This window comes from Kribbella sp. NPDC050470 (genome assembly GCF_044458365.1).
Classification (GTDB): Bacteria; Actinomycetota; Actinomycetes; order Propionibacteriales; family Kribbellaceae; genus Kribbella.
The window spans coordinates 263,750-276,439 of the sequence record NZ_JBITHV010000002.1; the positions used below are offsets into that span (position 1 = coordinate 263,750).

A 12,690-nucleotide genomic window follows, 5' to 3' on the forward strand; every position below is an offset into this window, starting at 1 on the left:
AACATATGTTCGAATCCAGGTTACGCTGGGGGCATGCTTGGGCGGTTCACGGTGCGGCGTCTGTTGGTCGAGTCAACGCCTTCGGCGGCGTTAGTGTCGCGTCGGTGTCGACGACGCTTGAAAACGAGGCCATAGCGACGTTGGGCGAAGACGTACTTGGCAATGATTGAGAGGGCCGACAACGCTGTCGCGGCGTCTCGGCCGACACGAACTTGGTCATACCTCGCTGCACAGGTATCAGATCGTCGGTGTTGAACAGAACCAGCGCCATTAGGTACTCGTTCCAGACCGGCAGGGCCTTGATCACCGCCACCGCCGCGAGGCACGGCCTCGCGAGTGGCAGCATGATCCGCCAGAACGTACCGACCGGCCAGCAGCTGTCCAGAACTCGAAGTGATCCCACGAGACGATGGTGATCTCCAGCTAGCGCCCCTGCTCCACATTTGTGGAGAACTGGGACGAGTTGTGCATGCCAGTACACCGTGGAACCGTGACCTGGTACCTGCTCAGATTGCAGAGAACTTCCGGATCCGCGGCCCGACGCGTACCTTGGCTTTCCGGCCCCGGGCGGTCAGAGGTGGGCGTCGCGGGCTAGGGCGGCGGCTTCTCCGCGGGAGCGGACGCCGAGTTTGGCCAGGATGCTCGCGACGTGGAATTTCGCCGTGTGTTCGGTGATGTGCAGCCGGGTTGCGATCTCCCGATTGCGTCTGCCTGCGGCGAGTTCGGTCAGCACCTCGAGTTCGCGAGGGCTGAGGACGCCCAGCGCGTCCGGGCCAGGTACGGGTGGCAGCGCGAGCGGGATGCGGGCCGTGACGGCGGTTCCCCAGCCGGGTACGGCGTCTACTGCGAAGTCGCCACCCAGCGCGATCACCCGCTCCCGGAGCCGGTACTCGGCCAGTTCCTGCGGGAACAAGGCGCCGTTGCCGTTGTCGCGCACACTGATCGTCAGATCCGCGTCGTTCACCTCCCAGCCGACCCGGATCCGGCGGGGGTCGGTGTGTTCCACCATGGTCAGAACACATCCCCGCGCGACAGTTCCGGCGGCAGCGGCGACAGCGGGTGCGAGCAGCCGGTCGCCCCGCTCGGGTGGCACCAGTTCGAGGTCCAAGCCGCTGTACCCGGACAGCGACCGCAGCCCTGCGCTCATGGCAGCGAACGCCTCGGCGGCGGTCCGTTCGCCAGCCGCAGGGCGAGCGCGGAGTCCGGTCAACGCCATGGAGGCGAGCGAGATGGCGGCCTGCCGGGCCGCACTGTCTTCGAGCCGGCGCGAACGCAGCGCTCCCAGTAGTGCGGTCAGCGTGGCCGAGTGTGCGTCTTTCAAAGCAGTCAGGGCTTTGGCGTGTTCGCCGGCGGCGGCTCGGCCGGCAGCCAGGTACAGCGGCGGATCGAGCGCGCCGAGCGACATGAGCATCCTCAGCCGTACCACCGCGACTTCCCAGAGGCGCTGCACCAGGTCACGTGCCGTGGCGTTGCCTCGGCCGCCGACCAGAACCAGCACGCTGCCCGCCGCGGCAGGCTCGGTGGACGCCACCGCGAGCACCTGCCGTGCGGACCCGCCGACAACCGCGCGCCCGGACCACGTCGTACCGGGCGGGACGCGTTGGATCAGTTCGGCCAGCTCAGTGACCACTGGTGCGGCCGCGCCGAGCTCGAGGCCTGTGCTGTGTACGGCGTCGTCGATGAGGGCTGCGGCCCAGTCGTGTGGCACGTCGCCGGCGAGTTCGGCCGACAACCGCGCCAAGATCACCGCGTCGGGCGACCGCAGCACTGCCAGCACGGCATCCAGCGTCGCCTCGTCGATCGGTCTCCACTCCTTCGGCCAGCTGATCCTGCTCTAAAGAGTAGCCGGGTAGCTCATCGACCGGTGCAAGCCTGGAATCAGCACTGCCGGACGAGAGGAAGAAACATGAGCATCAGCGTCCTGCCGAAGATCGCGCTCGAAGAGGCGTACGCGCATCCGGACGACGTTTCGCGGATTCTGGCCAGCGACGAGGAACTGGCCAGAATGTCCGACGGCGGCGGAGTGATGCCGTCGTACTACCGGCCGGTGCTGGAGAAACTCGGCGAGTTCGACGACATCCGCCTGAACGCGATGGACGCCGCCGGCATCGAGCACGTCGTACTGTCACTGACCGCTCCCGGCATCCAGGCGATTACCGATCCGTCCCAGGCCACCGCGGAAGCCCGCCGGCAGAACGATTTCCTGGCCGAGCAGGTCGCGAGGCACCCCGACCGCTACTCCGGCTTTGCCGCCGTTGCCCTGCAGCAGCCCGACCGCGCGGTCGAGGAGATACGCCGCGCCATCACCGAGCTCGGGTTCAAGGGCGTCCTGGTCAACGGCTACACCAATGTCGGGGACAACGACCACGGCCTTTACCTCGACGATCCGGCGTACTACCCCTTCTGGGAAGCCCTGACCGAACTCGATGTTCCGCTCTACCTGCATCCCCGCCCCGCGCTACCCGGTGGGTTGATCCCGTACGACGGGCATCCCGAGATGAAGGGCGCCACCTGGGGCTTCGGGACCGAGACGGCTTCTCACACCGTACGGCTCCTGCTCGGCGGACACTTCGACCGTTTCCCCGACGCCCAGTTGATTCTGGGCCACCTGGGCGAGGCGCTGCCGGCCCTGCTCTGGCGAACACAGCACATGTTCGACCTCAACCCGTTCGCCCAGAAGATCAACAAGACACTGCCGGAATACTTCGCCGACAACATCTGGATCACCACCAGCGGCGCATTCTCCGACCACGCCCTGACGAACGCCATCCTGACCGTCGGCGCCGACCACATTCTGTTCTCCGTCGACTACCCCTACTCCACGAACGCCGAAGCCTCGGCCTGGATCGATCAGGCCCCCATCAGCGAGCTCGACCGCCGAAAGATTGCGCACAGCAACAGCCGCAAACTCCTCAGCCTGGGCTGAGGACAACACCGTCATCATCGCACCGACAGGAGAAAGCTCATGGAGTGGAAGATCGACCCAGCACACTCATCCGTCGACCTCTCCGTTCGTTACCTCGTATCCACCATTCACGGCCGATTCAACGGCCTCCGTGGCCCGGTCCAGCTCGGCGACGGGCCGGACGGTGAAGTGCCGGAGCTCGTTTCGTTCGACGCGAACTTCGACCTGGACAGCTTCGATTCAGGTGTGCCGACCCGCGATCACCACATCAAGGGCGAGGACTTCCTTGACGTCGGTGTCCACCCGGAGGCCAAGGTCAGGCTGGCGTCGCTGACCAAGGATGTGCTGTCCACCTACCTGATGACGGTGGAGCTGACACTGCACGGCGTGACGCGGGCGGTCGACCTGGTCGCCGACACCGCAGGACCGGTGACCGACGGCTTCGGCATCCAGCGCGTCGGCGCCCGCGCCACCGGCCGCCTCCGGCGCAGTGAATTCGGCATATCGGCCTTCCGCGGCCTGATCTCCGACATTGTCGAGTTCACCGTCAACGTGCAGGCCGTGCCCACATCAGTGCCGGACGACAAGCTCCCCCCGGCCAAGTGAGGTTTCGGTTCAAGAGGCGAGGCGATCTTCTCGGCCGCAGCGACGCGACTCGGTATCTGCGACGGTCATTCAGTGGTCGGTTGCGGCTAGGCGTGGCGGAAGGCCGAATCTCGGGAACAGGCTTGGGTCGACGAAGCCGGTGACGGCGCAGATCAGTCCGTTGTCGATGGTGAGCACCATGAGGGCGAAGGGCTGATACCCATCGGGTTCGCGGTCCGCGGGCGCGTAGACGGCCAGCGCGGGCTGACGGTTGGCTGCCGTCGGTACCAGGCGCAGGCTCCTGCCCAACGCGCTGCCGAACAGCTTCCGCAGGTAGACCTCGATGTTGTCGCTCCCGTCGTACCACGACCTGCTCGGCGGCATCGCCATCTGGGCGTCGGCGCGCAACAATGCGACCAGGGCGGCCAGGTCGGCCGCATGCCAGGCCCGCGCGTACTTCCTCGCCAGCTCGATCTGGTCCGCCGGCGGTGTCTGGTCGCCACTGCCGGGCAGCCGGGCATCGAGGCCACGGCGGGCCCGCTGCAGGGCACTGTTGACCGAGGCGGCCGATACTTCGAGGATCGCAGCGGTGTCCGCCGCGGACCAGCCGAGGACGTCGCGCAACACCAGCACCGCACGTTGCCTCGGAGTCAGGTACTGGATGGCTGCGATGAAGGCCAACTCGATGTGCTCGCGGCGAACCACCACGGCGGCCGGGTCGGCCCTTGGGTCTGGGTCGGTCACGTCCAGCAGCGCATCCGGATACGGCTGAAGCCACGGTAACTCGGGGTCGTCCGGTTCAGGGGGAATCCGGGGGTCAGCGGGGTCGGCGATCGCGGTCGGAAGCACTCGCCGGGCGCGGTAGTCGAGAGCATCCAGGCACGTATTGGTGGCGATCCGGTACAGCCAGGCCCGCAGCGACGAGCGCCCCTGAAACCCCGCCAGTCGCCGCCACGCCTTCAGCATTGCCTCCTGAACGGCATCTCCGCGTCGTCCACCGAACCGAGCATCCGATAGCAGTGCACCAGCAATTCGCGTCGGTGCGGTGCGGTCAAGAGCTGGAACGCCTCCGCATCACCACCTACCGCAGCCGCCAGCAGAGCTGGCGCATCCGCAGGCGCAACGAATCCGTCAGTCGTCGCCACGCGCCCAGGCTACGACTCACGCGCGATGAATTCGCGGCCTGGTTGCCGTCACAACTGGTGAAGCCGTCTCACCACGAAAGGACCCGACCGATGCCCACGATCACCAACACCATCGACATCTCGGCCGGCCCCGACGACGTCTGGGCCGTTCTGGCCGATCTGCCCACTACTCGGCAATGGCTGCCAGGAGTGGTCTCCGCGCGGGTAGACGGGGACCTGCGGGTGTGCCAGATGGCCGACGGACAGGAGGTACACGAGCGGATCAGCGAACTGTCGCCCGCGCACCACAGCCTCCGGTTCGAGCACGTCCAGGTGCCGTTGCCGGTGCGTCACTCCCGCGGGACCTTCACAGTCACGCAAGGCGCTACCGCCGATTCCGCCACCGTCACCCTGCACTCCACGTTCGAGCAGCTCGATTCCGCGGACGCCGACCGGCTCTCCGACATGATTCGTGGCGCATACCAGCAATCGCTGGAATCCCTGCGACGCTTCATCGAGGACAACCTCACATGGGACGCCCGCTGACCGGAGCGCGGTAGCGATGTCCGCGATGCGGCCGCGGCGATCAGCCCCTCCACGGACGCCAACTTGTCGGTCAGGTTGGCGCGAGGGGCAGGTCGCCTGCCGCTATGATCCCGACCTCGGACATGGCGCACAGCACCTCAGCGACCCTCGGCTCAGCGGCCGCCTGGCCACCAGGACCGGATCGCGGTGACGATCTCGTCCGGAGCGTCTTCCTGGATGTAGTGCGACGCGCCCCTGAGGATCTCGGTCCGGTGGTTCGGGAATGTCCGTTCCCAGCGGAGCCGGTGCGGCGTCTTGAATCCCGGATCCTTGTCACCCCATACCACCAGCGCAGGCTTCCCGGCGACCCGCGCGAGCCCATTTTCGACCTCTGCCAGGAACTCGCCGGCTGCCAGGATCTCACGCGGCATCACGTGCACCGGGACCCTCGACTGGCGAGTCGGATGGGGGCGCTTGTACATGAACCGCTCATCGATGGTGAGCTTCTTTCGCCGGATACCGCCGCGCATGAACACTTCGGTGAAGACGTCCGCGCGCTCCACCAGGAACCCACCGACGATCGGCCCGCCAAGGGTCTTGGAGAAGGTCTTGGTCGCCCTGTCCGCCATCGGCCACGCCCAGGTGTTGCCGATCACGAACGCCCGGAAGCGCTCAGGGTGACGGCCGGCCACCCAGAACCCGATCGGACCACCCCAGTCCTGCACCATCAACGTGATGTCACGCAGGTCCAGCTGCTCGACGAACGCCTCCACCACCGCGGCGTGCTCGCTGACCGTGTAGCCATACCCAGCCGGAGCGGAAGACAAGCCGAACCCCGGGTAGTCGAGCGCGATACACCGGAACCGATCCTTCAACCCCTGCACGATGTGCCGGTACAGGAACGACCAGGTCGGATTCCCGTGCAAGCCCAGGAACACTGGGCCGTCACCCTCGTCGATGTAGTGAACCCGGGCACCGGCCACATCGGCGTACCGGCTCTCGAACGGGAACAACTCGTCGTTGACCCACCCTGGACGTGTCACTATCTTCGCCTCCTCGACCACCGTAACTCCGCACCGACACCGACCAGGAAAGTGCGCGTCGGGTCTGTCGAAAGCAGTGCGTAACCCGCTTCCTTCCCTTGTCCCTCCAGCCGGGCTCTTCGAGGTTGGCCAGGAACGTCTCCGGAGGCATGGGGCACCAGACCGCAGGCGGAGTCTCCCGATCGCCGGCCTTCCAAGCGTCGGTGATTCGGTCCATGTCGGCGCCGTACTCGATCCAGCCGCCCCACGGATCGCGGATGTAGTGGAAGAGGTTCGAGCCCAGGGTGTGCCGGCCGAGACCCCATCCCTCCTCGTGGCCCTTGTCGTGCATGGTCCCGGCGCCGACGGCCAGCTGGTCGAAGTTCGTCACTTCCCAGCTGGAGTGGTGCAGGCCGCGATGGGTGCTCTGGATGAACCCGAAGACGTGGTGGTCGCCCGGCCCGGAGTTGAGGAATGTCGCCATGCCGCGGATCCGGTCGGACAGCCGAAGGCCGAGCAGCGAGGTGTAGAAATGCTCCGATCTCGCCAGATCGGTCACGAAGATCAGCATGTGGCTGAGCCTGCGAGGGGATGCCGGGGCGTCAGCCCTGAGCCAGCGAGCCTGGTCCACCCTAAATCTCGTCACCAAAGTTGAACATCGACTCCTCGGGAGCGGCCTTGCGCCAGGGGACGACATCGTCCTCCCGCAGGTTGACATGAACCCCGTCGGGGTCGGTGAACCACAGGCCTCCCTGCGCGGACTGGACCGGCGCGTCCACGAGCGACGTCCCCGCAGACTCCAGCCTGCGCTGCCACTCGGGTAGGGATCCGGCTTCTACCGCGAAGCTGACGAACTGCAGCTGCTTGCGGGAGCCCTCGGTCAACAGGGCCTGGTCCATCTCCCGACCGTCACACCGCACGGCCAAAGCGCACCCCCGCTCGGCGACCTGTAGGCCGAAGTCGGTGTAGAACACACGGCCGACCTCCAGGGAGGGCACTTGGAGGCCGTACTGCAGCAGACCCTTGACGTGCATCGGTTTCCTCACTCCAATCAGCCGTCGCTGGCGCTCGGGTAGACATGCAAGCAGCAGGGCCTTCTCTGCCGAGGAGATCAACGCCCCGGGCTGCGCATTCGCCATCTGGCTCAGCCCTCGGTCACCAAGGCCACTCGGCCGACGTTCAGGTCGTCCTCCAGGTACCGGTGCGCCGCCGCGGCCTCCTGCAGTGGGAACGTCGCCGCGACAGGCGGGCGGAATCCTCGCTCCACCTCTTCCCACACCCGGCGGCTGCTCTCCTTGTTGCCGGTTCGCAGACCGAGGACGCTCTGACCCATCGAGTACAGGCGCTGCAGGTCCAGGGGAACCTCCGACCCGCGGAATGCTCCACTGGTGACCAGCGTGCCGCCCCGGCCGAGGACGGCCTGGCTGTTGCGCCAGAGCTTGAGGTCGCCGATGTTGTCAACGACGATGTCGGCGCCGGCTCCGCCGGTCAGCTCGTGAACCTTGTCGGGGAACTCCGCGGCCGTTCCGTCGAGCACGTGCTCGAAGCCGAGCTCACTGAGCTGCGTTCGCTTGTCCGCGACGCGGGAGGTGACGACGACGTTCGCGCCGAGGTGCCTGGCGAGAGCAGCGGTGATACTACCCAGCGCGGACGGCGCCGCCTGGACCACGACCCAGTCGCCCCGCTGCATGCCTGCACGGGTGAGTTGGTTCATCGCCGTGGCCGCTCCGAGCACGAGAGCGCAGGCGTCGACGGGGTCGATACCGTGCGGTACGGGATGCGCGTTGACGGCCGGCACGGCGACGTAGTCGGCATAGGCGCCGGGCCGGTCGGTGCCGATGATCTGCAGGTTCGGACAGAGCTCGTCGTGCCCGGCGAGACACGTGGCACATATCCCGCAGGTCACGACCGGAAACGTCGCCACCCGCTGGCCGAGCCCCAGCCCGGTCACCTCACTCCCGATCGCCGCCACCACGCCGGCGTGGTCGGCGCCGAGGATGTGCGGGAAGGTGAAGCGCGCGTACGGGTGGGTGCCGGCGCGGGCCGCCAAGTCCAGCAGGCGTCCGACGCTCACCGCCGCAACCTGGACGAGCACCTCGTCAGGACCGAGCTCGGGAACCGGGACCGGCTCTGAGTGCAGTACGTCCGGCCCTCCGAACTCGCGGAAGGTCACAGCGGTCATGGTCGTGCCCGGCGTACGGCGGACCGGCCAATCGGTCCGTGAAGCCACCGCTGCCCCCTGCGTCCTCACGCTTCCGCCATGTGTCGAGTGACCTTGCCGTTGGCAAGAACCCCTAGCTCTGATCCCTTTGCCCCGTTGGCGTCGTACTGGACCAGCGACCATCGTTGCGTTGCCATCGGGACCCTTTCTGGTTTGGAAATGCGTGCACCTCGGTGGTGCTGAAGCCACGTCGCCGGTGTGCTCGGGGGACGGAACTTCGAGAGGATGACGTCAGGAGTGCGACGAGTCCGCGACCACCGCGTCAGGCTCGACGGTCTTACCGCCAAGGCGGGTCGCGAGGGTGCCACCCGCGGCTATCAGCGCCAGCGCGACGGCACCCAGTCCCCAGGCCGTGCCGTGGTAAGCGATTCCGAACAGCGCGTCGACCGAGATGTCCCCCGGGCCGGTGAACGCCACGGCGAGCGCACCAAGGCAGAGCGCCAGCGGGAACTCGATGCCCCCAGTGTTGGCGAAGAATCCGCGCTTGCCGGCCACGCTGGCCATGGCGACGATCATGGTTCCGGCCATCACCGCCGCGCCGAGCGGGGTGAGAAGGCCGAGCGCAACGAGGAGACCCCCGCCGAACTCGGAGAGTCCGGCTGCGATGGCGTGCAGCTTCGCGGGGCGGAACCCGTGCCCGCGCAAGTACTGCGCGGTGCCGCCGACTCCGGGTCCGCCGAACCAGCCGAACAGCTTCTGCAGGCCGTGCGGTGCCAGCACGGCACCGACCCCCAACCGGACGAGTAGCAGCCCGACATCCATACCGTCCATGACGATGCTCCTTTCGAGAGATCTTGCGAGATCGATCGGGTACGGCGCTCAGGCAGCGCCGGCGTTCCGGGCCTTCAAGGCGTGATAGCGGGGCACGACCTCGTCGATGAACAGCGTGAGGGACCGGTCTGCGGTCTCGGCGCTCATGAAGCCCCAGCTGAACCACAGCATCAGGTGACCGAGCCCGATCTCGGCATAGTCGGCGACTTGACGCGCGACGGTTTCAGGCCCGCCGATGATGATCGCGCGTTCCAGGTAGTCGGCCTTCACGTGCGCCTCTGACGCACCAACCCCAGCGCTCATCGCGGCCTCGGCGTTGTCCGCTGACCGCGAGCGGTTCGCGGCGGCGATATAGGCGTCGACGATCGGCTCGGCCTGATCTCGTGCGCTCGCGTCGTCCTCGCCGACGACGATCATCTTCGCCAGGCCGGACCAGTGCATGAGGTGCTCGATCCGCGCTTTCGTGTGTCCCGCCTCTTCCAGCGACTCGCGATAGATGTTGAGCTGCTGCGCGGCTCGCTCGGGTCCGAAGCGTCCCATCAGCAGGGCCAGCCCTTCCTGTCCGGCCGCGCGGGTGCTCTCGTCGGACAGACAGGCGCGTGCCAGCAGCGGGCCAGTCGGACCGAACGGCGCCGGCATCACCCGGCCGCGGACCTGGCCCGACGAGTGCCCGCTGCTCCAGGTCAGGCTGCCCTGCCGGTCAGGTAGAGCCCATGCCCGGCGGGCCAGCTCGAGGTGCCTGTCGAGCAGATCGCGGCGCTCTTCGATGTCGACGCCCATGCCCTCGAACTCGAGGTTGGACCCGCCAACGCCGATCCCGACGAACAGCCTGCCGCGGGTCAGTTGGTCCAGCAGGTTGACCTGCTCCGCGAACCGCATGGGGTGGTGCAGCGGGACGGTCGCGACGGTCAGCCCGAGCCACGCGTTCCGGAGCCGGCCGGCGAGGAACGCCCCGTACACGAACGGGTCGGCGTAGGTGTTGTAGTCGTTGAAGTGATGCTCGGTCAGGCAGATCGATCGGAAGCCTGCGACGTCGGCGCGAAGGGCCGAGGAGGTCACGTGCTCGATGACTTGCCGGTCCTCGGCCGCCCCCCTGGTCTGGGGGTTGAGATAGAGCGAGAAGTCCATGGTCATCCCCTTGTCGTGGGTTCGTCTGCGGCCAGGTGCGGCGTCGCCTCCGCGATGACGTCGGGCACGCCGTACCACAGGGCCAGAAGATCGGCGGCGCTGACGGTCGTGTAGCGGTAGCTGCGACCGGCTGGGATGAACAACACGCTGTCCGGACCCAGCCGCGTCCCCGCGTTGCCGGCGTCGTCGTACCACTCGATCTCCCCGGACAGGACCAACTCGAGGTGGTCGCTGGTGTGGCGACGCCAGGGAGTCACCTCCCCGATCGGCCGTTGGAACAGGTACAGCCAGGGCGGCCCGGCGTCTACGCCTGAGCCCGATCCGAGGAACTTGGTGTGACCGAGCGGCAGGTGGGCAGGGATGCGCCCCATACCGGGCATCTCGTAGAGACCGTCCGGACCGACATCGCGTGGCACCTCATCGAGGTCCGTCCAGTTGGACAACGTGAAGCTGCGCTGTGTGCTCATCATGGCCTGCCGGTCCATCAGGAGGGCTCGGGAGCGGCGCTCGACCGAAGGTCGTCGAAGCTGGGCTTGTCCTTGATCTGACCAACCGTCTCTGCCATCGTCCAGAAGGCTTCGACGCCGGCGATGTCGGCGTCGACGAGTGACCCGAACCGGAGGTCAGCGTGCTGCCACCACCATTGCAGGTAGTCGGCCGTCGCGGCGTTCCCCTGAGCTGCCTCCTTGGCCACCTCTGCCTTGTGGTCTCGCGCGTAGGCCACGCTGGCAGCCAGCGCGCTGCTCACCTCGGCGAGCGCGTCGCGCTTGACGTCCTCGACGTCAGGGTAGGTAACCAGAACCGTCTGCGTTGCCGAGGCGTGGGTGATCGCGCTTGCTTCCTTGCTGACTTCGAGTGCGACGCGCAGGGAGGGGTCCTTGCCGGCAAGGTACGAAGCCCGGTTGAGCATCACCGCACCGTCGAATTGCCCCTGCTTCAGGAGCGTGAACACGCTGTCGGGCGACGCAGGCTGCAAAACCACGTCACCGCCCTTGAGGCTCGTGTCGAGCCCGTAGTCCTCCTGGAGCACGAAGCGCAGCTCCTGGGTCGAGCTCCCACCGAGCGAACCGATCGCGATGCGGGCTCCCTTGAAGTCGCTGCCGCCTCGAATCGCCGAGTTGCTGCGGACGTAGACGACCGTTCCGGTTCGGTTCAGGACGCCGGCGGAGACGATCCGAGTCTGGAAGCCGGATGCCGCGGATGCGGCGACGGACACCGGCGACGCTTCGATCAAGTCGTACTGGCGGGTCTGGAACGCCTGGGTTGCGGTCTCGTTCGGGAGGTAGGTCACTTCGACGTCGATGCCACCGGTGTCGACCTTCCCGTGCTCCAGTGCCCACAGTGCCATGTGCCTGGTGGGGTCGTCGCTGACCGCGAGCTTGATCGTCTTGGCTTCGGCCGCCGACGGCCCTGCGCCGAACGCGCAACCGGCGAGAGCAACGAGGCACCAGAGCGCGAGGATGACGACGGCGGTCCGACGCGTTCGACTGGTGGAGCCCTGCTGTGGTGGGGTTGTGGACACGATTGACCTTTCGCGTTGATAAGCCAGAGCGTTGGTGCTGACGAGGTGGCGCGGGTCCCGGGCATTCACTGACGTGTCAGGGGGACTCGCCGGTAGCGCAGGAGACGTCGCTCGACGGGTCCGAAGACCGCTTTGTCGACAGCGTGGACGATGAGAATGATCGTGAAGATGGTCGCGAAGAGCGTCGTGGAGTCGAACTGCTCGCGCGAGTAGTTGAGCAGGTAGCCGAGCCCGTCGCTGGCGCCGAAGATCTCAGCCAGGAGAGCCACTTTCCAGGCCGTTCCGAAGGAGATCCGCAGCGCCGAGAACAGGTACGGCACCAGGAACGGAGCGACGACTATCCGCAGCACGCGCATGCGGCTACGGGTGAAGCTGTGCGCCATCTCCATGGTCTCCGGGTCCAGCGATTTCAGCCCTTCCCAGACGGTGATGAGGGTGAAGGGAAGGATGATCGCGACCTCGACGAACAGCACCGCCTGCGTCGAAACGCCGAACCAGTACAGACCTGCGATGGCCCACCCGATGCTGGGAAACGCGTTGACGAACGGGCTGAACCTGTCGATCAGGAGCCCACGCAGCGGCGGCACGTACCGGGCTGCCACCGCCACCGTAGTGCCGACGACCAGTGCGATCGTCACCGCTGTGGCGACACGAACCGCCGATACGTAGGTGTGGTGGAAGGCGTCGGCATCCGCTCCAAGGAGGTCCCAGGTCCTAACGACCACCTCGATCGGATCCGGCAGCACGTAAGCCGGAAGGCGTTGAGAGAAGTACCACCACAAGACGATGAGCAGGAGCGGGACTCCGTCGGTGAGAGTCCTGGAGAGCAACCAGCCCGACCTTGAGGCTTCCGACCGCCGGCGCCGTACCCGCCCGGCCTTACTCCT

16 protein-coding genes are annotated in these 12,690 nt (G+C 66.9%); 3 read left to right on the top strand and 13 right to left on the bottom strand.

Annotated features, from left to right (window positions below):
• Nucleotides 1-46: 46 nt before the first annotated feature.
• Together ACIBGM_RS05850 and ACIBGM_RS05855 are read right to left on the bottom strand one after the other, a co-directional pair.
• Nucleotides 47-403 carry a hypothetical protein gene (locus tag ACIBGM_RS05850; RefSeq protein WP_360526600.1) on the bottom strand — a complete coding sequence of 119 codons (357 nt, stop codon included), beginning with the start codon at nucleotides 401-403 and terminating at the stop codon, nucleotides 47-49.
• Nucleotides 404-571: 168 nt separating this feature from the next.
• Nucleotides 572-1,777: a LuxR C-terminal-related transcriptional regulator gene (locus ACIBGM_RS05855; RefSeq protein ID WP_396384623.1), complete on the bottom strand. Its 1,206-nt coding sequence runs from the start codon at nucleotides 1,775-1,777 to the stop codon at nucleotides 572-574.
• Between the two features lie 129 nt (nucleotides 1,778-1,906).
• On the opposite strand from ACIBGM_RS05855, the gene ACIBGM_RS05860 reads away from it, so the two are divergent.
• Both ACIBGM_RS05860 and ACIBGM_RS05865 read left to right on the top strand, forming a co-directional pair.
• Nucleotides 1,907-2,926 carry an amidohydrolase family protein gene (locus tag ACIBGM_RS05860; RefSeq protein WP_396384624.1) on the top strand — a complete coding sequence of 340 codons (1,020 nt, stop codon included), beginning with the start codon at nucleotides 1,907-1,909 and terminating at the stop codon, nucleotides 2,924-2,926.
• Between the two features lie 39 nt (nucleotides 2,927-2,965).
• On the top strand, nucleotides 2,966-3,511 hold the full coding sequence (locus ACIBGM_RS05865; RefSeq protein WP_360526609.1) for a YceI family protein: 546 nt from the start codon (nucleotides 2,966-2,968) through the stop codon (nucleotides 3,509-3,511).
• A gap of 69 nt (nucleotides 3,512-3,580) precedes the next feature.
• Here the strand turns inward: ACIBGM_RS05865 and ACIBGM_RS05870 are convergent, their stop codons facing one another.
• Nucleotides 3,581-4,456, bottom strand: a complete 876-nt coding sequence (locus ACIBGM_RS05870) for an RNA polymerase subunit sigma-70 (protein ID WP_396384625.1) — start codon at nucleotides 4,454-4,456, stop codon at nucleotides 3,581-3,583.
• Nucleotides 4,450-4,635, bottom strand: coding sequence for a hypothetical protein (locus ACIBGM_RS05875; protein ID WP_396384626.1), 186 nt, complete (start codon nucleotides 4,633-4,635; stop codon nucleotides 4,450-4,452). Before ACIBGM_RS05875 ends, ACIBGM_RS05870 begins: the two co-directional genes overlap by 7 nt.
• 90 nt (nucleotides 4,636-4,725) lie before the next feature.
• Here ACIBGM_RS05875 and ACIBGM_RS05880 point away from each other — a divergent pair, with 90 nt between their 5' ends.
• Nucleotides 4,726-5,160 carry an SRPBCC family protein gene (locus ACIBGM_RS05880; RefSeq protein WP_396384627.1) on the top strand — a complete coding sequence of 145 codons (435 nt, stop codon included), beginning with the start codon at nucleotides 4,726-4,728 and terminating at the stop codon, nucleotides 5,158-5,160.
• Nucleotides 5,161-5,312: 152 nt separating this feature from the next.
• Here ACIBGM_RS05880 and ACIBGM_RS05885 read toward each other — a convergent pair whose 3' ends face one another.
• The 9 genes from ACIBGM_RS05885 to ACIBGM_RS05925 form a co-directional block, all read right to left on the bottom strand.
• Nucleotides 5,313-6,182 (bottom strand): alpha/beta fold hydrolase, encoded by an 870-nt coding sequence (locus ACIBGM_RS05885; RefSeq protein ID WP_396384628.1) that lies wholly within the window; start codon nucleotides 6,180-6,182, stop codon nucleotides 5,313-5,315.
• On the bottom strand, nucleotides 6,085-6,732 hold the full coding sequence (locus ACIBGM_RS05890) for a VOC family protein (protein WP_360526621.1): 648 nt from the start codon (nucleotides 6,730-6,732) through the stop codon (nucleotides 6,085-6,087). The genes ACIBGM_RS05885 and ACIBGM_RS05890 overlap by 98 nt, the downstream gene beginning before the upstream one ends.
• 61 nt (nucleotides 6,733-6,793) lie before the next feature.
• Complete coding sequence (locus ACIBGM_RS05895) at nucleotides 6,794-7,195, bottom strand: VOC family protein (RefSeq protein ID WP_360526624.1); 402 nt, start codon at nucleotides 7,193-7,195, stop codon at nucleotides 6,794-6,796.
• Between the two features lie 110 nt (nucleotides 7,196-7,305).
• On the bottom strand, nucleotides 7,306-8,391 hold the full coding sequence (locus ACIBGM_RS05900) for a zinc-binding dehydrogenase (RefSeq protein WP_360526627.1): 1,086 nt from the start codon (nucleotides 8,389-8,391) through the stop codon (nucleotides 7,306-7,308).
• A 222-nt stretch (nucleotides 8,392-8,613) separates the two neighbouring features.
• Nucleotides 8,614-9,153: a DoxX family protein gene (locus tag ACIBGM_RS05905; RefSeq protein WP_360526630.1), complete on the bottom strand. Its 540-nt coding sequence runs from the start codon at nucleotides 9,151-9,153 to the stop codon at nucleotides 8,614-8,616.
• A gap of 48 nt (nucleotides 9,154-9,201) precedes the next feature.
• Nucleotides 9,202-10,281, bottom strand: a complete 1,080-nt coding sequence (locus ACIBGM_RS05910) for an LLM class flavin-dependent oxidoreductase (protein ID WP_360526633.1) — start codon at nucleotides 10,279-10,281, stop codon at nucleotides 9,202-9,204.
• A 2-nt stretch (nucleotides 10,282-10,283) separates the two neighbouring features.
• Nucleotides 10,284-10,748, bottom strand: coding sequence for a hypothetical protein (locus ACIBGM_RS05915; RefSeq protein ID WP_360526636.1), 465 nt, complete (start codon nucleotides 10,746-10,748; stop codon nucleotides 10,284-10,286).
• A gap of 17 nt (nucleotides 10,749-10,765) precedes the next feature.
• Entirely contained in the window at nucleotides 10,766-11,803 is a 1,038-nt protein-coding gene (locus ACIBGM_RS05920) for an ABC transporter substrate-binding protein (protein WP_396384629.1), read from the bottom strand.
• Between the two features lie 65 nt (nucleotides 11,804-11,868).
• The gene (locus ACIBGM_RS05925; RefSeq protein WP_360526642.1) at nucleotides 11,869-12,633 is read right to left on the bottom strand and encodes an ABC transporter permease subunit; all 765 of its coding nucleotides are present in this window, start codon (nucleotides 12,631-12,633) and stop codon (nucleotides 11,869-11,871) included.
• Between the last annotated feature and the right edge of the window lie 57 nt (nucleotides 12,634-12,690).